A 22671-nucleotide genomic window follows, 5' to 3' on the forward strand; every position below is an offset into this window, starting at 1 on the left:
ACAAACTCTCAAAAACATAAGGTGGTTAATTTCCACCTTATTTAAGGATTTTTACGTATTGACTTGTCAAATTGACTAGATGTATTATTTTTGATAGTATAATATTAAATCCATCAAGAAAAGCGCAGATGAACAGAATAGCAATAAATCCAGACTTAGCAAATGTGGATTATACTGATTTATTAGATAAAATACTCAGAGTATTAAAAAATCAGCAGATATTTATAATTTCTGCTGATAATAAAAGAGTTAAGGTTGATATTAATGAAGTAGTTAATGAAGTTATTAAATTAACTCCTCATAACCCATTGGGAAACCAAAAAGCAGCACGTTCAGCAACTTTGAATTTTACTCCCGGTACTGAAGTTTCATTTCGAGAGAAAATTAGACAAATTACAGGTTATATTCAATATCAATTAACATTAGCTATTCAGCAAAATCCCAATAGTAAATCAATGGATAGATTTGAATTTATCCACAATTTACTGACAGACTTACAAACATTTCAAACAGATAGAAAACCAACTAAATTAGACTTGAGTTATGAATTTCTACCCTCTAAAAACTTACAAAAACAAAGATTAACAGTCAAAAAAGACGATAAAGCAAAACAGAAACAACTACTAAAAGCGCATAAAGTTAAAATTTCTGTAGATAAACCAAAAGATTTTTACACAGCACTATTAACCGGATTGAATAACTTTATAGACATTAACTTTTCAAGTTCTAGTGACAGAGAAGAAATAGGATTTATTTTAGAAAACCTCAAACAAAATACAAAGTCTGATATTTATCAACTACAAAACCTAGTCAACGAAGAAACACTAGGAAAACTCAAAAAACTATCACAAATTAAATATTTAGAATTTCTCCTAGAAAACATTGACGAAAAAGCTAGTTCTAAAAACTACCAAGCTAAAATATATTTACAAGACTTGATCAGGAGATTACAAATATTAGAAGATTACATTAATAACCCCAATAAAGCAGATGGAGAATATGAAGTTAGCTATGCACAAGAGAAATTTAATTTGCAAACAGTATTTTCTCGTGGTGATGCTTATGATAAATTACCAATTATTCCCTTAGTCGAAGGTTATTTAGGAGAAAGTGAACATCAACACCAAGAAAAAATAGAATTTACCTTTGGTTTAAAATTAAAATTTGATGGTAAAGTCCAAACCGATGGAGGTAAAAATGTTTTTCAAAGAAATCTTGATATTCTCATCGCAGATCCAAATAGTGAAGAGAATATAAAAGAATTTGCAGAGAATTTGAATAACAAGAAGAATTTTGTCAACAAAGTTTTAAAAATTGCCTTTCTGTATTATTTTATATTTGCATCAACACAAGATCCAAAAGCAGCAAATTATGATCCAAGAGAAGAATTAAATTACGATCCTCTACGGAGATTTGAAAAGGATATATTATCAGTATTTAAAGGAGATGATGAAAATGCTAAGAAAGAATTACTCGGAAAGTTAAAAAAAGGTTTCGATAAATTTAAAGTCCAGAAAAAAGTAGACATATTAAAAGAAGTCTTAACTAACTTAATTAAAAGAGAAACACCATTTCCTGAAAGACAATATCCGGTACACATCTCTGTCAAAAATAGCATTTTAGAAAATGATATTGAAACAATTACGGAACGAGATACTTTATTTAAAAATACATTGCGTGGTAACTTTAAAGACTGTTTAAAATATATTCATTTAGGAAACCCAAGTACACAAACAAACATCCTTGTCACTCTACCTGCAAACATCACCATTAGCGAAATTCACTTTTTAGAAACTCCAGATGTAGAAACATTTGACATGGAATATGACATTACTTCAGGAATTAAAGTTTTACCAGCAATATTTTTAGGAATAGATAACCAACAATGTAGAAATTTTTATGAAAGCAACTTAAAAAATAGAAACTTATTAGTATTTCCCCATAGGTTGGAAGAACAAAAGCTAGAAAAGCATCAAGAATTTATTTACAAGATTGTGTATAGTTTACTAGCATATCTTTGTCTTCATGTGATTTTAGAAAGACAAATAAAAGAAGATGCAAAACCATTTATACCACTAATTAGAATACACCTCAAAGAAAAAACGGATGAAACTGCAATCATTGAAAAGTTTATAGTTGATCTAACCAAAGTATTATCTCATTTATTGAATGAAAGATATCGCTGCAATGAACAAGGGATAGTGGTTACAAACCCCAAAACAATCAGCTTTAAAATTCCTAATGTTCTCAGTTCATTATATTCCGTATTTCCCAAAAAATTCACATTCTTACCAACGGATAATTTTAGATTTCAGGAACTTAATAAACTTGCGATCATCGTTGTTTCTAGTCGGGAAAGTGATCGTCGTTTCGGAGTAGATGAAAAAAAATCTAACTTAATAGGTGAAATTATCACCATACAAACAGAAGACAACAAAGCAAGGTTTCAACTCTTCAAAACTTTCTCAGAAAACTACGACGATCATCAAAAAATGTTTGAATATCCTACAGTTGTAGTTGATAATGTGGACAAACTTTACAAAAGAGGGTACAGACACTTTATTTATATTGCAAAAGTTCCCTACAGTAGTACATTACACATTACTCAAGCAGAAAAAGATGAAGAATTATTCTTCATGTCACAAAATGTAATTCAATCTTTGAAAAAAGAAAGACATGATATCAAAATTTACCCGATGTTTTTTGAAAAATACTATGCAGTAAAAGTGGGAAATTTTAAATCTACATCCTTATACATTCAGGATACTTTAGAGTTGACTAATTTAGCGGAGGATAGAAACAAACAATCTGTAATTTTCTTTAATTTATTTAATGGGTTACAGGTTGCTAAGGAGGTTAACTATCATGGAGTCATGTCTTATGCAACTTTATATAATATGTATGAAAGTACAATTTTAGATGATAAGGATATTTTTACAGGATTAATAGATAATGAAAGTAAGTTAAAAAATGAAATTACTCAATGTTTAACTTTGTTTCATTTCTCCCGTTATGAAAAATCTGAAAAATCAGGGAATATGCAATTAAAGTTAGATCCCTATCAAAATTTAATCGGGGATGAATCAGTTAGTGAATCTGCAAGTTTTAAACATATTCGAGATAAAACTGATTTCAATTCTCTTGCTTTTTTAACTCATGTTAAATCAATATTACTAGGTAAGGATGAATAACACTTCTCTTTCTTTACGTCTTTGCGTGAGATTTTTCTTATAAAAACGAACCGCAGAGACACAGAGTTCACAGAGAAAAGAGGTTTTTGAGGGTTTTTATAAGGAGTAAAAAATGACTGCACAAATAGCGGATGATTTGGGAAGATTGTTTGAAATGGGTTTTAATATTGGGATTTTGTCTTATATCCATAAGAATAATATTAAAAATTATTTTGGTGATTTGTATAGTCAGGAGTTGCAAAATCTCAAGTTTGCAGAAATTACAAAAAATATTGTGAAGAAGGTTGTTGGTAAGTTAGAAAGAGAAATTGCAGAAACTTGGTGTCAGTTTTTTGTACAGAAGGGTTTTTTGTGTGGGTTAAATTTCTTTCGGGAGTATCTTAAATCTCTGGGATGTCGTGAAAAAGCAAACTTGCAAAATCTGGAAGTTATTTATTTTCAATGTCGGTTTAATGGTGAAAATAGTATTGGTACTCATGAAGTTGATGAAATACAATGGTTCAAAAATGTTCTCTCTCAGTTTGAAAATGTAAATGTCACTTCTGGGGATATTCAAAATTATAAACAAGGTGGTGATTTTCTCAATGCAGATAGTTTGATGTTGTTGAAATATAAAAATAATTACCGGGTTTTATGTCTTGACTTGTCGGTATTTTCTATTCACACTGATGAGGATTTACAAAATATTGATTATGTGGAAATTATCAGAGGTTTGTTATTACGAGATATCAATTATTTACGTTCTAAAAGTGTGTTTTCTAAGTTGCGTATTGATACCGAATCTTTGGGTTTAGATTTTTCTCCCAGTTTAAAGGAGTATTTTACCGCTTTTAAATCTAAGGATAAGGAAAGTGCTAAATTAATTCAAGCGGGTAGTTATATTTATAGTTTCTGTCAGTTTTTACAAGCAAATTCTTTTCTTCCTGATATTTCTAGGTTGGTTTGTAATGCGGTGGGATATAGCGATCGCTCTTTTAATACTATCTCTATTCCTGGAAATAATCTAGAACTTTTTCACACTTGTTATCAAATTTATCAAGAACATGATAAAAAGGAAGAAATCACCGACGCACGTTATCGCGTTTTACAAAAAATCCAAATCAACGCATATCGCAGTTTTCAACAAGGTAGAAAACTGGTTGACTCTCTCCTCAACATTACCCCCAATACCATCAATATTTTACCACGTCACACAGAAACCATCACCGATTTTTATAACTCTGTTTCTCCCGTACCATCTGAGTTAATTTCTAGTTTAAATTTAACCGAAAATCCCAATTTTAGACAAGCGCACAACCAACTAATTAAAAGATATTTACTTTCTGAAAATACCTACATTTTCTTAACAGGAAATCCCGGAATCGGAAAAACTACTGCTATCGTTGATTTTCTCACACAATATCAAAATGATGGTTTCCTATTATTATACGTCAGTCCCCGGAAACAAGTCAATCTTGATATCATTGAAAAATTCAAAGATCGCAAAACTGGAAGATTAGTAAATGATCAAATTTTTGCTATTAATACTCATAGTAATTTGATTCAAGATAACTCTGGTAAACTCTCAGTTGCTTATACATCAAACCAACATGAAGAAGATTTTACTTTGGAAAATGTGCATTTTCTCAACAGTGAAAATATTGAACGAAAATCTCGACGCAAAGACAGACTGCAACAGATTACAGATGATACTTTTCAGGATATGGGAACAAAAAACAAGGGAGTTTTACAAAGTATTTGTGAAGGGTTATATTACCTGATCAAATATCAAAAATCTAATCAAATTATCGCTACCGCTTCTACCCAGTCTTTAAAAAAAACAGACTATGGTGATACTTTACAACATTTAGAAAAAATCTTTCAAGACGCATATAGAAAAAGTGACAATAAAGTATTTCCTGAAAAAATGCGAAATATATCCCGTCGCATCAAACATCTATTTATTATGATAGATGAAATTACCGGAGATGAAGGAGGAGTAGAATTTTTAGAGGGAATTAAAAAAATGGTTAAAACTTATAAATTAACAAACCCAGAAAATGGTTTTAATACTAAAATCATCGTCGCAGATGCTTCTATTGTTGATAAAAATGTCATTTGTCAACATTTAGAAGATACTTCCCCCGAACCAAATAAGGTTTATTTTAGAAAAGCAGAATCAAACATTCAACCTCTATCTGTAGAAAGTTTCACATTTAAAGGTTCACCCGCTATCATTATTAATACTAACACCTATCCTGCAAAAAGTCTTACTATTAATTATCAAATAATTGTCGAATCTTGTCGTTTTACTGATAGAATTAAACTAAGAGATAAATCTGATTTAGAGAAAAAATCCCAGGAAGAAATTTTAAAAGATATTAAAATTATCTTCCAAAAATCCGATATTGAACAATTTATAGTTTATATCCAAAATAAACCTAAATTATCAGAACTGATTGATAAAATTCAGTCAGAGTTAGGAAGAGATAACTTTGTCAAAAATACCCACTTCCTAGAAATACACGCGAATATTTCCGAAGTAGAAAAACAAGAAATTAAACTACATCAAGAAAACGTCAAGGTTGTATTTATGACTGCTTCTGGTAGTCGCGGTTTATCCTTTCCTAAAGCGAAACATATATTAGTCGAAATTCCCAAATTTGAAATTGAAAAAAATTTAATGGAAATAATTCAGGTAATTTACCGAGGACGGGGAAATGATATCATAGATAGTCAAGATAAATACCTCACATTTTATTTAGCTGAACGTTCAGTTTATTATCAAGATGATCCAGAATTATCTATTAAAGAAAACTCTCTAAATTTACTAAATCTTCTCATCATTCTTAAAGCATCTATCATGACTAGGATTCAAGGTTATGGTAATATTGGGAGAAAGAATTATTTACTTATCCCCATCGGTGGAAAATCAGTTTTTGCTGCGGGAGAAAGTTTTTCTAGTAAAATCGAAAATCTCATTACCCAAATGAAAAAAGAATATAACCGTAATAAAAGTCACACTTCCTTAAAAGACGCATACACCAAACTAGAATTATTAATGGGTGATGGTGATTTTATCGTTGCGAAAAATGCAGAAGAGAGTTATTTAAAGATTCGGGAAAATTTTAATAATACATTTTTAGAAGTTGCGAAAACTTTTGATAAATTATTAGATTTTACACCTTTAGAATTAGGTTATATTAATGGTGGTTTATTAATTGTACCCAGTCCAAAAATTGAAGAATCTTATCAAATGCGGTTTTTGGATATTCAAAACTATGCAAATATAGAACTATGGAATAATTTAAAAAGCATTAGTAAAAATCAAATCTACCCGGAAAGTCTTACCTCTGCGGTAAAAGATGCAATAGAATTAGTAGAAAAGTTAATTAATGCACCTGCAAAAACCCAGAATTATCTGCAAAAAAGTCAAAATACAGATCAATATTACGCTTTACCGTTATTTGCATTTATTAGTGGGGAAGTGATGAAAGAATATTTTGAAAATAAACCAGAAGAACCGGAAGATCAACGTTTTAAAGATATCCTATCTATATATATTCGTTCTTTATATCCTGTAGGTAATATTTTACCCATAGGACATAATTACAAAGAATTTCCCTTTGTGGTATTTAGAAGTTATAGTTTGGAGGAAATGAGAAATAAATTGTTTACGGAAAAATATTTGTTAAATTCTCAAGAGTTAAATGTTCTCAATTTAATTCTTTCTCAAAATTCCTAGATCCCCGACTTCTCTAAGAAGTCGGGGATCTGATTTTATTAATCTTCTTTAAGTCTTCCTAATAATTCCTCACGGGATAATTGCAAAAGTAAGGGTGTAAATTCTTCTCTATTTAGAGTAATGATTTTATCAATCACTTGTTCTAAATCATCATCAACCTTACCAAAACGCACCTGTAAAATACTTTCGGCCATCGCGCGACGTTCTCTTTTTTCTCCTTCTTCTCTTCCTTCTTCTCTCCCTTCTTCTCTCCCTTGATGTATTCCTTCTTGTCGCTTTTCTTCTTTCATTTGTTCTAATAATTCCTGATACATTTCTGATAATTTCATAATCAACTCCTGATCATCTTGATCAATATCCTTTTCTTTTTGCTGTCTGGCTGATAACATGGCTATTAAGTCATGTACTAATTGTATAACATTCTCTAACTGTGGGTTATTGTTAGCTAATGCTTCTAACTCTTCCACTGCTTTTCTCTGTACCCTACCCCTACCTAATACCCTTAAAAATAAGGTTTCTGGTGTACTGGGTAACTGGTGAATAACGATAATACCTGTCCTTGATACTTCGTCTAATAAATAAACTCCTTTACCCCATGTTTGATAATCTAAACTCAGATCAATACCTCTGAATATTTCCTCTGATGCAGTAGGTGTGAATATCCATAAAAATGGTAATTGGTTTTCACTAATGCGGGTATTATTGCGTTTTGCTTGTCTTTCTAAGTTTGCATGAATATCAAATAGTTTACCCTTACAACTTCTGATTTCACTTCTATCAACGGGGTTACGAAATGGTTCAAAAACTACGGAAGTTGCATGAATTCCCATTTTTCCCAATAGTCCTAATTTTTCGATGTTTTCAGGATTTGAAGATGGGGTAAATAATACGTCTATCTGTCTTTTTTCTGAGATAATATCTTGACTGACTTCTACTTTTCCGTAGGGTGTAAATATCTCTGTTAGATATTGTTTTGCAAACTGATCATGAATAAACCGAGTCATGGAATTTTGGATTGTAGATTTGGGATTTTAGATTGATTAAAAATTGATTATAAACAATTTGATTATAATTTAATTATCTCCATTCGTTAAATTCTTCGCACACACATCAACCAACTCACAAACATCACAACCAGGAGAACGTGCTTTACAAACTGCACGACCATGATATATTAAACGAATAGACCAATTTTCCCATTCTGGTTGGGGTAATAATTTCATTAAATCTTTTTCAATATTAATAGGTTCAGTATTTTTTGTTAACCCCAATCTTTGACTTAACCGCTTGACGTGAGTATCTACAGTCACCCCTGCATTAATACCATAAGCGTGCGCTAAAACCACATTTCCAGTTTTTCTCGCAACTCCGGGAAGTTTTAATAATTCTTCCATTTTATTGGGAACAACTGAGTTAAAATCATCAACAATCATGCGACAAGCAGCTTTGATATTTTTCGCTTTATTGCGATAAAAACCCGTAGAACGGACTAATTCTTCTAATTCAAAAATATCCGCATTTGCTAAACTTTCTGCATCAGGAAACCGACTAAATAAAGCTGGAGTAACTTTATTCACTCGTTCATCTGTGCATTGTGCAGAAAGAATTGTTGCTACTAATAATTGTACAGGAGTTTGATAATTTAAAGAACAAGTCGCATCAGGATAAAGACGATGGAGACGAGAGAGAATTTCTAAAGCGCGTTGCTTTTTTGATGATTTTGATAATTTTTTAGTAGTCACATCAATAATATTTGAATTTATTTTATTTGAAATTTAACTTATTTCTTGTTCCCATACAGAGTATGGGAATGAATTGTATAAGACTCTGCCTTTTTTGTCAAATAGAGGTAGAACCTCTAGATCGCATTCCCAGTCTCAGACTGGGAACGAGATCACGAGATCATTTGCTTACAAGTTCTGGAATATTTGTTGCACAAAATCTAGTTGCAGTGTTTCTTTGAAAATTAAGAAAATACCTAATCCTAAAAGTAGGACTAAACCTGTTTGCATGACACCTTCTTGAATTTTTGCTGGTAAGGGTTTACCAAGTAAACCTTCAATCAAAAGAAAAGCTAATTGTCCACCATCTAAAGCAGGGAGAGGTAAAATATTAATGATGGCTAAATTAATACTAATAATTGCTGCAAAAGATAGCAAATTTGCACTATTATCTGCTGCTAATTTAGCACCAATTTTCACAATATTCACAGGTCCTGAAACCTGACTTGCTGTTTGTTGAAAATTAGTTATTAGCTGTCCAAATCCTTTGATTGTACCAATAAATAGCTGTTGAAATCTATCAGCAGCAACGCTGAAAATTTCTATGGGATTTTGGGGACGACGATAAACAGCTTCTCCATTTGGTCCTAGTTCAATTCCTACTAAACCTTTACCATCAGCACTTTCTGTAGGAGTTAATTTTAAAGCTATTTCTTGATTTTGACGCTGAATTTTCAGGTTAAGTTGTTGATTTGGATGGGTTTGAATTTCTTTAGTCAGCAATAAGGTAGAATCTTTACTAGCAGCTAATTCCTGACCATTGACGCTGATAACAATATCACCTGCGCGAATACCAGCTTGGTAAGCTATTGATTGTTCATTAACAGGTTTGACAAGTACACCAGGTTGATATTGAAATTCTTGGGGTATACCAACAATACCTATTTGCAAAGCGAGAACAAAATAAGCAAATATTAAGTTTGCTATCACACCGGCGCTAATAACGATCGCCCGATCTAAAATAGGACGATTCCGCAATAAGTTGGGATCATTGGGAGGAATTGCGCTATCTGGATCATCGTCGGGAAAACCAACAAACCCACCCAAGGGGAAAGCGCGAATGGTGTATTCTGTCTGTGATCCTTGGTACTTTAACAGGGTGGGACCAAAACCCAAAGAAAAGCGGTTAGCGTAGATACCTTGAGAACGTGCGGCTATAAAATGTCCTAACTCGTGTACTAAGATCAAAATAGCCAAAACTGCGATCGCTGCTAAAACTGACATAGAGCAAATAAGTCAAAATATTTCGGATATATATTTCTATTGTAGTTTGGGAATGGACTCAGAAACAAAATCTGCTGTTATTTATTGTCAATTGCAAAGAAAAGCGCAAGTTATGGTAATTTTGCTAATTTCCAGGTTTTGAGCGAAACTTGTCTGATAGCGTAGCGCCAGTCATATCAGGATATCCAGGATTTGAGGATTTACAGGATGATTCATTTATTTTTCATCCTCCCACATTGTATAATTTTCTTCAAAAACCTCCTCCCAAGTTAAAGCAGTAATTTCCGGTTTTTTCCCCATTTCATCCCTAGCATCTTGTTTAGCAGATGTAAAACACTTATCCCAAATAGACTCTAAAAACTCTCTATTAAGACTAGGCATTTCTTCCTGACTATCAGCAATTTCTCTCCTTGCTGAACGAATGGAAATTACCCAACTAGCACTGCGTTTTTCAGGTTGACATTTCCATTTAATTATATGTAACATCAATCGAGTTACTTGACTAATAACTGCCCTTTTTTCTGATCTTCCCATTGACGCTGCTAAACTCTCTAAAATCTGATCAACTTCTGCCATTTTTCCCTCCTTTAGCAATTCCTTTGCTTTTTCCACTGCTAAGTATGGTGATTGAAATACCAATTCATCCCATATTAATGTCATTTTAAAATTCCTCTCTTTTATCAATATAAAGTTGATCTCTAGTATTCATAAAATCATCAGAAAATTGATCTAAGCTATCAATTAAACTTTGCCACGGATTATCTTTACTAATCAGAACAATAGGACTAACAATATCACCTAATGTTTTACCTTTACCAGCAATGGAACTAGGAGGAATGCGACATTTTTTTGTTGGTAATTTATGTTTGATAAATTGAATAAAATCTAAAACTTCTTGTTGTTTATCTGCTGGTAATTCTCGCAAGTTTTCTAAAACTGCTTGTTCAATAGTCATAGTTTTACTTTTAGGATTATAATGTAATTATATTATAGATTATAACTTTTTGTCTGAATCAGGATGTGCAGGATGTTTTTTTATATTCATCTACATTTTCATAAATTGCATTTTGTCTGAATCAGGATATCCAGGATTTGAGGATGTACAGGATATCTTCTTTGCGCGAAATAGATTTTTGTCAGAATCAGGACACCCTTCGGGAAGTCAAAAGTCAAAATTCAAAAAATTATTTCTTTTCAGAAGTTGCGCTAATTCAAATATTCCAGAATATTAATATCAAATATAATCCTGTTAATCCTTTCATCCTGGTTATCCTGATTCTGACAGTTAATTATACATTACTGAGTGCTTTAACCTGAGAAATAGCACGTTCAACATCTGGTAATTTTTGACCATGTTTTTCGGCTGTTTCTAACCATAAATCTCTGACCATGATCAATTCTTGTAATGTTTCTTCTAAAGTCTCTCCCTGTGCTAAACATCCTTTTAATGCTGGAATTTCAGCTACAAAACCACCTTCCTCACAGGGATAAACAACTATGGGATAATTCATAATTACGCTCCTTCTATCAATTCTAATACTCGTTTAACATAAACTGATTTTACCCGATTATTATGTACGGGAATTACTAAAATTATATCATCTTTGATAAAGATATGATGACTACCTGTAATTCTATCTAATACAAAATCATCTAATTCTAACAGTTTACGAATATCACTGAATTTGGCATTATTGGGACTATTTGTTAATTTTTCAATCAGTTTATCTTTTTTGACCATTTTCCGCGATTTGAGGATCTACAGGATGGTTTTTTAATATTCAGCTACATTTTCAGAAGTTGCGCTAATTTTAATATCCCAGAATATCAAAATCAAATATAATCCTGTTAATCTTTTAATCCTGGTTATCCTGATTCTGACAGTTAAATTTTAATAAAAAATGAGTATTTATGTGTATTATTCATGATTGCTATTTTCTGCTTCTAACACTTTTAACATTATATTTGCAGCTTCAAAAGCATCATAAGGAGAGGAGACAGGATAAGACATTCCTGGTTTAATTAATTCTGATTCTTCTTGTACTAATTGAGAGGCTAAATATTGGATAATTTGTAATTTTTCAGCCCGACTTAATTTATTTAATAATGGCATTAATTCTAGCATGGTTTGATGATTGCTATAGTTAGTAGTTGATATTATATCATTTTATTAATGGTAATGGGAATTTGTCTGAATCAGGTGGTTATCGAGCGACCTGTACTGAGCGGAGTCGAAGTAAGTCGAGATAATGTCCAAGATTTGAGGATTTACACGATGTTTTTTAAGATTCATCTACATTTTCAGAAATTACGCTAATTCAAATATTCCAAAATATCAAAATCAAAAATATAATCCTGTTAATCCTTTAATCCTGGTTATCCTGATTCTGACAGTGCAATATATTATAAAAATAATAAAAAATGGTGCATTAAATAAAGTTGATTAACGCACCCTAAGAGCAGTATTATTTAAAAGGAATATATTCAACGACATTCATCCATTCATCAATCTCTGAAGCTTTAGCAATAAATTCTAAATCTTGCACAAATTGACCAATTGTACCACCTAGTTGATGTCCAAAAATTAATCCTGAAAACTGTTTTCCTTCTTTTTGCCAAGTTTCCGCTAAAACTCGAAAACGGATATCTTGAGTAAATAGAACTCGTTTAAGTTGTGTCACTCTTTCTAATAATTTATCATCAGGAAGTTCTTGGGTTTCATCATCAAAAGCAGTTAATACATCCACACCCCGACGACGCAATTGTGATGTAATAGATTGAGGTACATGAACATCCATATATAAAGCAATGGTCATTTACAACAGTCCTTTTGCTTTCATTCTGTTGTAAAATGGAGATGATGCTAATTCATGTCTGCTTTGTTGTACCTGTTCCCATTCCTCTTTAATTTCTTGGTCAATTTCTTCTTGGTGGTCAAAGTAATAACCCATAGTAGCATGAGCTTCAGCTTGGGTTAAATAAGGATGTTGACGACACATTTCTTCTACTGACCAACCATAAGCAATATAATCCATGACAATTTGTGCTACTCTAATTCTGGGAAAACGCTGCAATCTTGCTGGTTGATTCTCGGTTTTTTCAATATGCGGGTAATTCAGGGTTAACATATTTTTTTATTTAGCTAATTCGCTTGAATCACTGTATTTTAGTATATCATTTTTTTGTCTGAATCAGGATGTCCAGGAATAACTACTGAAGCTGTAGCTACTTCATCTTGATACAGATTCATTTTATCAACTACTAATTTATTTGGGATTTTTTTGTTAATTTCCGAAATAATATTAGTATCTAAAAGAAAACGAAAACTCACAGTTCTACCTCTCGTCCTGGACTGCGATCTCTAAGACTTGCAAAATCCTCATCTGTAAATTCTATACCCTCTCTTTCCATCCGTTCTCGAAATCGCAAGGTCATTTCCCAGAAATTTTCACCGTCAGAATTAAAAGTAGGTTTTTCTGCTGGTAATTTATGTTTGAGAAATTGAATAAAATCTAAAACTTCTTGTTGTTTATCTGCTGGTAATTCTCGCAAGTTTTCTAAAACTGCTTGTTCAATAGTCATAGTGTTACCTCTAGGATTATAATGTAATTATATTATATTATATTATAGTATAGATTGTCACTTTTTGTCTGAATCAGGATGTCGAGGATTTGAGGATTTACAGGATGGTTTTTTCATATTCATCTAATTCACCATCACACTCTTCAATAGGTGTTGCTAATCCTTCTTTAATTGATTCTCTCATCCCTGGAATAGAAAGTAAATATAGTGTTTCTTGGATAGATTTCCAGTCACTTTCAGATAATAATACTGCGTTGCTATTTTCTCCAGCAATGATAATAGGTTGATGGGATTGATTGACTGAATCAATTAAATCCTGTAGTTGTTGTTGTGCTTGATTGATTGAAATCATAATCTTTTTGTTGAGATTACATTATTATTAAATAATAGCATAAAATTGAATTGTCAGAATCAGGATTTCCAGGATTTGAGGATGTACAAGATAGTTTTTTAATATTCATCTGTATTTTCAGAAGTTGCATTTTGTCAGAATCAGGATATCCAGGATTTGAGGATTTACAGGATATTTTTTTAGTATTCCTCTACATTTTCAGAAGTTGCATTTTGTCAGAATCAGGTGGTTATCGAGCGACCTGTACTGAGCGCAGTCGAAGTAAGTCGAGATAATGTCCAGAATTTGAGGATTTACAGGATGGTTTTTTAATATTCATCTACATTTTCAGAAGTTGCGCTAATTTTAATATCCCAGAATATCAATATCAAATATAATCCTGTTAGTCCATTAATCCTGGATATCCTGATTCTGACAGTGGATTTTAACGTAATATTCTAACTTCAACTCCCACATTAATATTACTCCATAAACGATCAGTAGTTAAAACAGGTTGGTTAAGAATAATACCTAATGCTAAACAAGCTCTATCACCAAATGAAAGTCCAATTGATTTAGTAATTGGGCGTAAAATTCCCGCTTTTAATGCTTGTTCTTCATTAAAATCAATTACCTCCAGATTCAGATTATTTATAATTAAAATAATATCATTTTCTGGTATTCCTGCATCTGCTAATTTAGCGATCACCTCAGATAAATTAACCGTACTAATTGCAGCTTTATCAATAAATTTTAATACTTCTTCGCTTCCAGGTTCTTCATTGAGTAAAGCTAAAATTGCGGAAGCATCTAAAACAACTTCACTCATTTAAAGTTTCCTCTCTCCGTTCCTGAATTAATTCTTCAGATAGTTTTCTAGTAGGTGGAATATACTTTCTAAAAATAGCTTGGGCATTTTTTACAGAATTATGTAAATTATCACTTATTGGGTTATCTTCTAGTACAATAACTGCTTTATATTCTCCCTTTGGGATATCTACAGGAGAATCAACTAACAATTTGCCATCACTGGTTATAGTTACTGTTACACCTAATGTAATCATAGTCAACTCCATTGGTTAATTAGTTTATTAATTATATCAGAAAATGTGCATTTTGTCTGAATCAGGTGGTTATCGAGTTTCGACTACGCTCAACTACCGCGACCTGTACTGAGCGCAGTCGAAGTAAGTCGAGATAATGTCCAGGATTTGAGGATGTACAGGATGATTTTTTAATATTCATCTATATTTTCAGAAATTGCGCTAATTTTAATATTCCAGAATATCAAAATCAAATCTAATCCTGTTAATCCTTTAATCCTGGTTATCCTGATTCTGACAGTTAAATTTTAATAAAAACCGGTGCATTAATGAAATTTAACGCACTCTATGAGATGAGCGATCGCACTAATAATTTAATTTGTTAATTCACTACTGTTCATTCCATTTACTTGGCAATATGCTACCAAAATCAGTATATCTTGGGTGAGCATTAAATACAATTAAATTTTCACGAGTTCGAGTTATTGCAGTATAAATAACGGCATCAAGTTGTGAATTATCACCCCAAAAAGTATCATCAATATATAGAACTACATTTAGTATTTCCCATCCTTTGAAGCTATGAATTGTGGACATTTTTATCCTGCTATCACCCATCCAAAATGATTTTTTATGATAGCGAGATGACTCATTTTCAGTATCAAAAACATGATTTACATATATATTTTTTGATTCAAAATGATTAACACACTCCATACCAATTTTATGATTTGGTAGCAGTATAACCATATCTGAAGCTTTGTATCCTTCTTCTTTCAGTTGATTAAATGCGTACCAAATCAGTTTCAATCTTTGATTTGGTTCAACGTTAAGCCATACAATGTGAGGATTGAGTGGGCGTTCAAACAAGCTTTGCTGTACAATTCTCTCAGTCTTCAATTCCTGATTTAGATTGAACATTAGACTGAATTTTTCAGCAGCAATAGCTACCTTCTCTGGCAAGCGAAAAACTGTTTCCAACTTACGCCAGTCTCCTCTAAATTGTGTGCCTTTGCCTTTCAAAGATCCATCTATCCAACTAAGCTCTACACCATATATATTCTGCTTTTTATCACACACTAATCTTTTGAAAAATCCTTAAATGTTTCTTTAGCTGAAGCTGTTGTTGCATTGTGAAAATATAGACCTGTTTTAATTAACCCCAGTGCATTTATAGTTTTGTCAACTTTTTCTCCGATATCTGGAATCAATTGTCCAATAATATTTTCTCGATATTGTTCTACTTGATAAACAGGATTTTTAATTGGATAGCTACCTTTAGAGTTAGATACAAATAATGTATCCTTATCAAAGTGGTAATGCACTAAATTCCAATCTTTTACTTCAATTATTGTAAGACCAACAGAAGGATTAAAAACTATAATATCTGGACGATGACCATTCAAAAAGGGTTGAATGTAGATTTGCCATTCTTCTGGTAAATACTTATCTAAGAATCTCGCCAAAGCAATCTCACCAGCCGTAAATTTATCAGGAAGTTCGCCCATTTGCTCCCAACTTGGAAAAATTCTATTTGCCATAACGTACCTACAACATTTTATCTAATATTTTTTTCACCTAGCCTAGTATAGTATTTTAACAAAAAATTATCTGTATAACCACTATTCACAGTGATTATACAGAATTTTATATAGGTAAAATACCTACAAAACCTCCCTACCCAAATAAACCTGCAAAACCTCCGGTACTTTAATCGTCCCATCAGCTTGCTGATAATTCTCCAAAATCGCCGCCATCGTCCTTCCCACAGCTAAACCAGAACCATTTAAAGTATGTACAAACTGCGTCCCTTTCTTACCAGCTTCCTTAAACCGAATATCCGCCCTTCTTGCTTGAAAATCCACACAATTAGAACAACTAGAAATCTCTCGATACTTCCCAGAAGATGGCAACCAAACCTCTAAATCATAGGTCTTAGTTGCCCCAAAACCTAAATCACCAGTACATAAATTAATCACTCGATAAGGCAATTTTAAACCCTGTAAAATTGACTCTGCACTTCCTACTAACTTCTCTAATTCCTCAAAAGAATCTTCCGGTTTTACTAACTTCACCAACTCCACTTTATTGAATTGATGCAACCGAATTAACCCCCGCATATCCCGTCCATAACTTCCCGCTTCTCGACGAAAACAAGGAGTATATGCACAGTGATAAATCGGTAATTCTTCCGCGTTTAAAATTTCCCCCCGATAAAAATTTGTTACCGGAACTTCCGCAGTAGGAATTAACCATAATTCATCATCTGCACATTTAAAACTTTCCTCTGCAAACTTCGGTAATTGTCCAGTTCCCGTTAAAGAATCAGTATTAACTAACAACGGTGGACTAACTTCAATATACCCATTTTCAATATGCTTAGAAAGCATAAATTGAATTAACGCCCTTTCTAAAGCAGCACCCGCACCTATCAAACTGACAAACCGACTTTGGGCAATTTTTACCGCCCTTTCAAAATTCAAAATTCCCAATTTTTCCCCAATTTCCCAATGAGGTAAAATATTCTGATTTTCCGGTTTATATTCATCTCCCCATCTTCTCACTTCTGGGTTATCATCTTCACTTGCACCGATGGGAGTAGAATCACTAGGAAGGTTAGGAAGTGCTAACAGTAAATCTTGAATTTGCGCTTTTAACTCTTTTTCCTGGGGTTCTAATTCGCTTAATGTGATTTTAATATTATTCCCTTCTTCCTTTAAAGCGAGAATTTCCTCACTTTGCGGACTAACACCAGATTTGATCTTTTGTCCTACCAGTTTACCAATTTCATTACTCCGCGCTTGTAAATCGTTGCGTTTTCCTTCCAGTTCCCGTTGTTTTTGACTTAAATCTAATATAGGCTGAATGTCATATTTACCACTACGAGTATTCAGCTTTTCTTGTACCAGTTGGGGGTTTTCTCTAATTTGTTTAATATCCAGCATTGGTGAATTTTGTGAGTTTTTGTCAATTATACTCGATTGAGGTGATTAAGCGTAGAGGTTTAGCAATGCTAAACCATTTCTTGCATCATCAATCATATCTATTATTAACACCAGTTTTATACAATAACCACACAAAATCATCAAATTAATCAAAATCCCTTTTTCATCCGCGTTTATCTGCGTTCATCTGCGTTCAAATCTCAATATAGAATGTAGGTTGGGTTGAGGAACGAAACCCAACATTTAAAGGAACGAAACCCAAAATTAATAAGATATTGATAAGATTTTGTTGGGTTGCGCTATCACTTAACCCAACCTACAAAATATGATAAAATAATATCAAAATCAGGAAGTTTTCAGCAATGATCACATCTGAACCAGTAATTTTAAATATCAAAAATGTCGGTTTAAGTGATGAACAATTTTTTCACCTCTGTCAATTTAACGAAGTTTGGAAAATTGAACAATCAGCAAAAGATGAGTTAATTATTCTCCCTGGTTCTGATTTAATTACTGGTAATAGAGAAGCGGAATTAAATGGAAATTTGGTGATTTGGAATCGTCAAACTCAGCTAGGAAAAGTCTTTAGTTCTTCCACTATTTTCACTTTACCTAATGGTGGTAAACGTTCTCCTGATGTCGCTTGGGTAGCTAATGAACGTTGGGATGCTTTAAGCATTGAAGAACAAGAAAAATTCCCTAAAATTTGTCCTGATTTTGTTATAGAATTGCGATCGCGCACCGATTCTTTAACTCAATTACAGGAGAAAATGCAGGAATATCTTAATAGTGGTTTAAGGTTGGGTTGGTTAATTGATCCGCAAAATCAACAAGTAGAAATTTATCGTCAAAATCAACAAGTAGAAATTCTATCATTACCAACCACTTTATCAGGAGAAGATGTTTTACCAGGATTTATTTTAGAAGTACCTAATTTTCCATGATTAATAATAGCATTTATCCCAATCACCAATCACCAATCACCAATCACCAATCATCAATCATCAATCACCCATTACCAACCTACTTTGTAATCCGATTTAATAAAAACAGTGAAGCTATAAGTCCTGAAAAATGCGCTGATACAGTATTTATATTTGCCTGTACTACAAGCATATCTAAACCGCTAATAATCCGAGTGGGGTCAAATAATTGCGTTGTTACTGCTTGTGGCGAAATTGACCTAGCAACCAGTGTACCTACAATCGCTTGCGCTCCTAACAGTGTGACTAAAATTCCACCTAAATTTACCCATAACCCTAATCTTAATACTTGCACACTTTCCAGCTTACGAGGACGGTTACTAGGATTTGAGGATTCTAATTGTTTGCCAATTGTTGTATACCTATAGGCTAAGTAAATACCCGCACCTAAAACAATTAGTCCACAAACTGCTAAAAACACACCAAAGCCTGTTCCGGGATTATTACTAGGGCTTCCTGGTCTTTGACTAAAAAAGGCAAATAATATCACTATTATACCAGAAATTACCCCTAAAACTAATTGTATCCAAAAACTAATCCAACCTGCTAGGCGAAACATTTGGGCGATCGCTCTAATATTAGAGGATGGGGTTTCAAAATTTTGTGTCATAAATCTAAATATTAAATATATTCGGTAATAGGTGATAGGTAATAGGTAATGGGTAATGGATAATTAAATAATTATTCTCAATTATTCTCAGTCACCAATCACCAATTACCAGTCACTCATCACTGCTTCCCTTAACTTCCAGAATAATTGATAATGTATATGTCAGATCAAAAAGTCCAAATTAATTATGGATAATACTATTGTGCAATCTACTTTCCTACTCACTTTACTTTTATCAGTAGGCTTATTTTTCTTTATTCGTGCTTCTACAAAAGACCGCACCGAACAAGCGCATTTAACTTCTGAGCAGGATGAAGCTACTTTGATGAACCAACTCAAGGAGTATTTTCGCTCCCGTTCCTACCGTGTAACATCTATAGATAAAGAAAGGAATCAGGTGAATTTTGAAGGATTTGTTAGACCTAGCTGGTTTTTAGCTATATTCTTAACTATTTTAGCCGCAGTTGGTTTTGCTTGCCTCTCTTTGGTTTTATCTCAGCTTTTTTCTAGTCACAGTCCATTTTTCCTGGTTTTAGTCCTGCTGTCACCATTAAGTGGTATATTTTATTGGCGCAAAGCAGGAAGATTTGAGAAAGTGTCACTCAAAATGGAGTCTACCCCAAATGAACAACACTCCTCAAGTATAATTACTGTCATCGCCCATCGTGATGAACTCGCTGAGTTACAAAAGGCATTACAGTTAAAAATGGTTGACTAAACTTGATTTGTTAGTCTAGGCTTGACAATCGCATACTGATGATGAACTGCTAACTTCTGACAGACTTTTGAGGAAAGAGAACAGTAGGGAGGAAACACACCAAATCTTATATGGGTAGTTTTGCTTTTAGATACATTTGGCAATTAAAGCTCATTATATCTAAGCAAAACATATTTTTGTGTGCTTGATTTTGTTGCTACTCCCTGCTGTATGATTATCCTAGATATAAAACCATGCAATCTAAAACTGCACAGGGTTTGACAATCTAAATTGAATTAGCTCTACTGACAGTTCAGCTACAAACTTAAAAAAAATTGAATTTTTGCATAAACTGATCAATTTTGCCAGTTAATTAATGTCAGAGTCAGAAGTAAGAAGTAGGATTCAATGCGTAAGAGATAATTTTAGAACTTAGCGACTTGCCACAGCCACTAATTCTTGTTGACTAGCTGGAGTTTCCAACACTCTCAGACTAGGAAATAGAAAATGATTCTCTTCTACGTATTGAGCGCCAAACAGACCTTTTTCCGCCCAGAAATAACGGTCTGTAGTGTGTTCGTTGCGTTTTACAAGTAGCAAGGCAGGAGGCAAGATACCTTCAGCTTGAATGAATTTTCTCGCTGCTGTCACAGGTTTATCTTCGCCACTTTCTATGCTGTACTGAGGTACGTGTTCTAGAATCCGTCGTCCTTCCTGACGACGACGACTTTTCCGTTTGCGTCTCCTTGCCAACCTATTGTCCTCCTCTTTCAAGCTATAAGTTTGTAGTCATAGCTACAAAACCCGTCGTAATTATATAAGTTATAATTGAAAAAATCAATGGTTTTTAACCTTTTGATACAACTAAAGTCATCTGTTAGCAATTTAGAAAAATTATCAGTAGCAAAGTATCGTGTACATTACAGTATAAATCACTAGAAATTGGGAAATGTATCAAGTTTTTTGGTCTTAGGGAATAGGGAACAGGGAACAGAGAATAAATTGCTGTGTAATTCATTAGACTGGAAAACGCTATAAAATATTTAGTACAGCAGAAGGCAGGGGAGGTAGGGGGAGCAGGGGAAGATTAATAACCCAATCCCCAGTCCCCAGTTACCTGCTATCAGCTGCTAGTCCATCATCCTGAGCAAGAACTAAAAATGTTAATTTCTGCTAGTTCTGATTTTATTGCTCTATGCAAAGAGCAAATATCTCTGTTAACCCAAGGACTGGGAGCGTCTTTGAGTGTTGTCTATTTAACTCAAGAATTAGTAGACACTTCCACAGGTGAGGCGCAATTAATTCCAGTGGTGGTTTACCCAGAGACAGTAAGATTAAAACAAGCAGAGGATCTGGTTCAGGCTCAAGACAACAAGCAAATAAAATTTAGTAAAATTTTGGCATTACCAGACCAGAGGGGAAAGTTATTGACAGCAGGTTCAGCTTCTGATCCTCCATCTCCGAAGTCAGAAAATACAAATACACCCCTACCAAATTTAGAAGATGAATATATATTCAGTGGTAATCAAATTGTGTTACCTCTGATTTATGAAAGTGTGATGATGGGGTTATTGGTGACAGGAAGAGAAGATCGACCTTGGAATGAATCGGAAGAAAGGGAAATTCAACGCATAGCTAAAACCCTAGCGATCGCCTGTATTTTAGATCAGCGTCAAGTTTGGTTACAACAACAATTGCATCAACAACAACTTCTGCAAGAACAACAACGGGATTTATTGGATAATCTTTTACACCAGTTTCGCAACCCTTTAACAGCTATTCGCACCTTTGGGAAACTGCTGTTTAAAAGATTGCGGCCAGCAGATCCTAACCGAGATGTAGCCACCAGTATAGTTAGGGAAAGCGATCGCCTACAAGAATTATTACAACAATTTGATCAAGTTATAGACTTAACAGATACAGATTTAACCCCCATTCCCCTGCCAGAGTCTAAACTGCCAGAATCCAAAATTGTTGTGGAAGCTTCTGTGCAGAAACCAGCTAACCCACCCCTATTACTGCCAGGAACAGGAGAAAATATTATTGATTGTCACTTACAAGATTTATTAGTACCATTATTAATATCGGCTCAAGCTATTGCTCAAGAAAGAAATCTAGAATTAATAGCAGATATTCCTGAAAGTTTACCATTAGTAAAAGCTAATATCAAAGCATTAAGAGAAGTATTGAGTAATATTATTGATAATGCCTTGAAATATACCCCTGCTGGCGGGAAAATTTGGATTCAAACCGGACTGCAAAAAGTTAATTTTCAAGGTTTAGCTATTAGTGATACAGGTCCTGGTATTCCTCCAGAAGACTTACAGCATTTAGGAGAAAGACATTATCGCGGTGTACAAGCACAAACAGAAATTCCTGGAACTGGTTTAGGAATTGCGATCGCCAAACAATTAATCGCACAAATGCAAGGAGAAATCGAAGTTTTCAGCCCTGCATTAAATTCAAATATTACTTCCCCAAAACATCCAGGAACTACCTTTATTATTTGGTTGCCGGAAGTAGGTGATAGCTAACTGGGGACTGGGGACTGGGGACTGGG

25 protein-coding genes are annotated in these 22671 nt (G+C 33.4%); 5 read left to right on the forward strand and 20 right to left on the reverse strand.

Translation table 11 applies throughout. The annotated features are described in order from the left end of the window. Nucleotides 1-128 precede the first annotated feature (128 nt). The gene (locus tag H5968_RS12475; RefSeq protein WP_187040208.1) at nucleotides 129-3191 is read left to right on the forward strand and encodes a hypothetical protein; all 3063 of its coding nucleotides are present in this window, start codon (nucleotides 129-131) and stop codon (nucleotides 3189-3191) included. 112 nt (nucleotides 3192-3303) lie between these two features. Further along, nucleotides 3304-6915 carry a helicase gene (locus H5968_RS12480; RefSeq protein WP_187040209.1) on the forward strand — a complete coding sequence of 1204 codons (3612 nt, stop codon included), beginning with the start codon at nucleotides 3304-3306 and terminating at the stop codon, nucleotides 6913-6915. A 38-nt stretch (nucleotides 6916-6953) separates the two neighbouring features. Here H5968_RS12480 and H5968_RS12485 read toward each other — a convergent pair whose 3' ends face one another. The 18 genes from H5968_RS12485 to serS form a co-directional block, all read right to left on the reverse strand. Further along, nucleotides 6954-7919 carry a hypothetical protein gene (locus H5968_RS12485; RefSeq protein WP_187040210.1) on the reverse strand — a complete coding sequence of 322 codons (966 nt, stop codon included), beginning with the start codon at nucleotides 7917-7919 and terminating at the stop codon, nucleotides 6954-6956. A gap of 69 nt (nucleotides 7920-7988) precedes the next feature. Then, the gene (gene nth, locus H5968_RS12490; protein ID WP_370569766.1) at nucleotides 7989-8657 is read right to left on the reverse strand and encodes an endonuclease III; all 669 of its coding nucleotides are present in this window, start codon (nucleotides 8655-8657) and stop codon (nucleotides 7989-7991) included. A gap of 168 nt (nucleotides 8658-8825) precedes the next feature. Next, nucleotides 8826-9920 carry an RIP metalloprotease RseP gene (rseP, locus tag H5968_RS12495; RefSeq protein ID WP_137667130.1) on the reverse strand — a complete coding sequence of 365 codons (1095 nt, stop codon included), beginning with the start codon at nucleotides 9918-9920 and terminating at the stop codon, nucleotides 8826-8828. 216 nt (nucleotides 9921-10136) lie between these two features. Continuing rightward, nucleotides 10137-10580, reverse strand: a complete 444-nt coding sequence (locus tag H5968_RS12500; protein ID WP_187040211.1) for a DUF29 domain-containing protein — start codon at nucleotides 10578-10580, stop codon at nucleotides 10137-10139. Nucleotide 10581: 1 nt separating this feature from the next. Then, nucleotides 10582-10875 (reverse strand): DUF2281 domain-containing protein, encoded by a 294-nt coding sequence (locus tag H5968_RS25665; protein WP_255427116.1) that lies wholly within the window; start codon nucleotides 10873-10875, stop codon nucleotides 10582-10584. Between the two features lie 334 nt (nucleotides 10876-11209). Continuing rightward, nucleotides 11210-11431 carry a type II toxin-antitoxin system HicB family antitoxin gene (locus H5968_RS12515; RefSeq protein ID WP_187040212.1) on the reverse strand — a complete coding sequence of 74 codons (222 nt, stop codon included), beginning with the start codon at nucleotides 11429-11431 and terminating at the stop codon, nucleotides 11210-11212. Nucleotides 11432-11433: 2 nt separating this feature from the next. Continuing rightward, the gene (locus H5968_RS12520; protein WP_187040213.1) at nucleotides 11434-11661 is read right to left on the reverse strand and encodes a type II toxin-antitoxin system HicA family toxin; all 228 of its coding nucleotides are present in this window, start codon (nucleotides 11659-11661) and stop codon (nucleotides 11434-11436) included. 177 nt (nucleotides 11662-11838) lie between these two features. Further along, nucleotides 11839-12045: a hypothetical protein gene (locus H5968_RS12525; RefSeq protein ID WP_137669399.1), complete on the reverse strand. Its 207-nt coding sequence runs from the start codon at nucleotides 12043-12045 to the stop codon at nucleotides 11839-11841. Nucleotides 12046-12385: 340 nt separating this feature from the next. After that, entirely contained in the window at nucleotides 12386-12736 is a 351-nt protein-coding gene (locus H5968_RS12530; protein WP_187040214.1) for a DUF5615 family PIN-like protein, read from the reverse strand. Beyond that, a complete protein-coding gene (locus H5968_RS12535; protein WP_187040215.1) occupies nucleotides 12737-13048 on the reverse strand; it encodes a DUF433 domain-containing protein in 312 nt (103 codons plus the stop codon). It lies immediately after the preceding gene. Between the two features lie 38 nt (nucleotides 13049-13086). Then, nucleotides 13087-13251, reverse strand: coding sequence for a hypothetical protein (locus H5968_RS12540; protein WP_187040216.1), 165 nt, complete (start codon nucleotides 13249-13251; stop codon nucleotides 13087-13089). Then, nucleotides 13248-13502, reverse strand: a complete 255-nt coding sequence (locus H5968_RS12545) for a DUF2281 domain-containing protein (protein ID WP_187040217.1) — start codon at nucleotides 13500-13502, stop codon at nucleotides 13248-13250. The genes H5968_RS12540 and H5968_RS12545 overlap by 4 nt, the downstream gene beginning before the upstream one ends. 97 nt (nucleotides 13503-13599) lie before the next feature. Next, a complete protein-coding gene (locus tag H5968_RS12550) occupies nucleotides 13600-13854 on the reverse strand; it encodes a type II toxin-antitoxin system Phd/YefM family antitoxin (RefSeq protein ID WP_187040218.1) in 255 nt (84 codons plus the stop codon). Between the two features lie 424 nt (nucleotides 13855-14278). Then, nucleotides 14279-14662: a PIN domain-containing protein gene (locus tag H5968_RS12555; RefSeq protein WP_187040219.1), complete on the reverse strand. Its 384-nt coding sequence runs from the start codon at nucleotides 14660-14662 to the stop codon at nucleotides 14279-14281. Continuing rightward, entirely contained in the window at nucleotides 14655-14897 is a 243-nt protein-coding gene (locus tag H5968_RS12560; RefSeq protein ID WP_137667124.1) for a hypothetical protein, read from the reverse strand. Before H5968_RS12560 ends, H5968_RS12555 begins: the two co-directional genes overlap by 8 nt. 369 nt (nucleotides 14898-15266) lie before the next feature. Next, nucleotides 15267-15956 carry a hypothetical protein gene (locus tag H5968_RS12565; protein ID WP_187040220.1) on the reverse strand — a complete coding sequence of 230 codons (690 nt, stop codon included), beginning with the start codon at nucleotides 15954-15956 and terminating at the stop codon, nucleotides 15267-15269. Next, nucleotides 15956-16417 (reverse strand): nuclease-related domain-containing protein, encoded by a 462-nt coding sequence (locus tag H5968_RS12570; protein ID WP_187040221.1) that lies wholly within the window; start codon nucleotides 16415-16417, stop codon nucleotides 15956-15958. The genes H5968_RS12565 and H5968_RS12570 overlap by 1 nt, the downstream gene beginning before the upstream one ends. A 123-nt stretch (nucleotides 16418-16540) precedes the next feature. After that, nucleotides 16541-17821: a serine--tRNA ligase gene (gene serS, locus H5968_RS12575; protein ID WP_187040222.1), complete on the reverse strand. Its 1281-nt coding sequence runs from the start codon at nucleotides 17819-17821 to the stop codon at nucleotides 16541-16543. 362 nt (nucleotides 17822-18183) lie between these two features. Between serS and H5968_RS12580 the strand changes: the two genes are divergently transcribed. Further along, nucleotides 18184-18765, forward strand: a complete 582-nt coding sequence (locus tag H5968_RS12580) for a Uma2 family endonuclease (RefSeq protein WP_187040223.1) — start codon at nucleotides 18184-18186, stop codon at nucleotides 18763-18765. Nucleotides 18766-18844: 79 nt separating this feature from the next. Here H5968_RS12580 and H5968_RS12585 read toward each other — a convergent pair whose 3' ends face one another. After that, entirely contained in the window at nucleotides 18845-19414 is a 570-nt protein-coding gene (locus H5968_RS12585; RefSeq protein WP_187040224.1) for a DUF3611 family protein, read from the reverse strand. Nucleotides 19415-19601: 187 nt separating this feature from the next. On the opposite strand from H5968_RS12585, the gene H5968_RS12590 reads away from it, so the two are divergent. Then, nucleotides 19602-20132 (forward strand): cofactor assembly of complex C subunit B, encoded by a 531-nt coding sequence (locus tag H5968_RS12590; RefSeq protein ID WP_187040225.1) that lies wholly within the window; start codon nucleotides 19602-19604, stop codon nucleotides 20130-20132. A gap of 411 nt (nucleotides 20133-20543) precedes the next feature. Here the strand turns inward: H5968_RS12590 and H5968_RS12595 are convergent, their stop codons facing one another. Beyond that, complete coding sequence (locus H5968_RS12595) at nucleotides 20544-20864, reverse strand: DUF3155 domain-containing protein (protein ID WP_096572014.1); 321 nt, start codon at nucleotides 20862-20864, stop codon at nucleotides 20544-20546. A gap of 407 nt (nucleotides 20865-21271) precedes the next feature. Here H5968_RS12595 and H5968_RS12600 point away from each other — a divergent pair, with 407 nt between their 5' ends. Further along, on the forward strand, nucleotides 21272-22645 hold the full coding sequence (locus H5968_RS12600; protein ID WP_187040226.1) for an ATP-binding protein: 1374 nt from the start codon (nucleotides 21272-21274) through the stop codon (nucleotides 22643-22645). Nucleotides 22646-22671: the final 26 nt, after the last annotated feature.

The sequence above is a fragment of the Sphaerospermopsis sp. LEGE 00249 genome, assembly GCF_014299995.1.
Taxonomy (GTDB): Bacteria; Cyanobacteriota; Cyanobacteriia; order Cyanobacteriales; family Nostocaceae; genus Sphaerospermopsis; species Sphaerospermopsis kisseleviana.

What these genes read in the sequence shown, in the direction of transcription:
- H5968_RS12475 (WP_187040208.1), top strand. Translation starts at nt 129, where the DNA reads ATGAACAGAATAGCAATAAATCCAGACTTAGCAAATGTGGATTATACT.
- H5968_RS12480 (WP_187040209.1), top strand. Translation starts at nt 3,304, where the DNA reads ATGACTGCACAAATAGCGGATGATTTGGGAAGATTGTTTGAAATGGGT.
- H5968_RS12485 (WP_187040210.1), bottom strand. Translation starts at nt 7,919, where the DNA reads ATGACTCGGTTTATTCATGATCAGTTTGCAAAACAATATCTAACAGAG.
- rseP (WP_137667130.1), bottom strand. Translation starts at nt 9,920, where the DNA reads ATGTCAGTTTTAGCAGCGATCGCAGTTTTGGCTATTTTGATCTTAGTA.
- H5968_RS12500 (WP_187040211.1), bottom strand. Translation starts at nt 10,580, where the DNA reads ATGACATTAATATGGGATGAATTGGTATTTCAATCACCATACTTAGCA.
- H5968_RS25665 (WP_255427116.1), bottom strand. Translation starts at nt 10,875, where the DNA reads ATGACTATTGAACAAGCAGTTTTAGAAAACTTGCGAGAATTACCAGCA.
- H5968_RS12515 (WP_187040212.1), bottom strand. Translation starts at nt 11,431, where the DNA reads ATGAATTATCCCATAGTTGTTTATCCCTGTGAGGAAGGTGGTTTTGTA.
- H5968_RS12520 (WP_187040213.1), bottom strand. Translation starts at nt 11,661, where the DNA reads ATGGTCAAAAAAGATAAACTGATTGAAAAATTAACAAATAGTCCCAAT.
- H5968_RS12525 (WP_137669399.1), bottom strand. Translation starts at nt 12,045, where the DNA reads ATGCTAGAATTAATGCCATTATTAAATAAATTAAGTCGGGCTGAAAAA.
- H5968_RS12530 (WP_187040214.1), bottom strand. Translation starts at nt 12,736, where the DNA reads ATGACCATTGCTTTATATATGGATGTTCATGTACCTCAATCTATTACA.
- H5968_RS12535 (WP_187040215.1), bottom strand. Translation starts at nt 13,048, where the DNA reads ATGTTAACCCTGAATTACCCGCATATTGAAAAAACCGAGAATCAACCA.
- H5968_RS12545 (WP_187040217.1), bottom strand. Translation starts at nt 13,502, where the DNA reads ATGACTATTGAACAAGCAGTTTTAGAAAACTTGCGAGAATTACCAGCA.
- H5968_RS12550 (WP_187040218.1), bottom strand. Translation starts at nt 13,854, where the DNA reads ATGATTTCAATCAATCAAGCACAACAACAACTACAGGATTTAATTGAT.
- H5968_RS12555 (WP_187040219.1), bottom strand. Translation starts at nt 14,662, where the DNA reads ATGAGTGAAGTTGTTTTAGATGCTTCCGCAATTTTAGCTTTACTCAAT.
- H5968_RS12560 (WP_137667124.1), bottom strand. Translation starts at nt 14,897, where the DNA reads ATGATTACATTAGGTGTAACAGTAACTATAACCAGTGATGGCAAATTG.
- H5968_RS12570 (WP_187040221.1), bottom strand. Translation starts at nt 16,417, where the DNA reads ATGGCAAATAGAATTTTTCCAAGTTGGGAGCAAATGGGCGAACTTCCT.
- serS (WP_187040222.1), bottom strand. Translation starts at nt 17,821, where the DNA reads ATGCTGGATATTAAACAAATTAGAGAAAACCCCCAACTGGTACAAGAA.
- H5968_RS12580 (WP_187040223.1), top strand. Translation starts at nt 18,184, where the DNA reads ATGATCACATCTGAACCAGTAATTTTAAATATCAAAAATGTCGGTTTA.
- H5968_RS12585 (WP_187040224.1), bottom strand. Translation starts at nt 19,414, where the DNA reads ATGACACAAAATTTTGAAACCCCATCCTCTAATATTAGAGCGATCGCC.
- H5968_RS12590 (WP_187040225.1), top strand. Translation starts at nt 19,602, where the DNA reads ATGGATAATACTATTGTGCAATCTACTTTCCTACTCACTTTACTTTTA.
- H5968_RS12600 (WP_187040226.1), top strand. Translation starts at nt 21,272, where the DNA reads ATGTTAATTTCTGCTAGTTCTGATTTTATTGCTCTATGCAAAGAGCAA.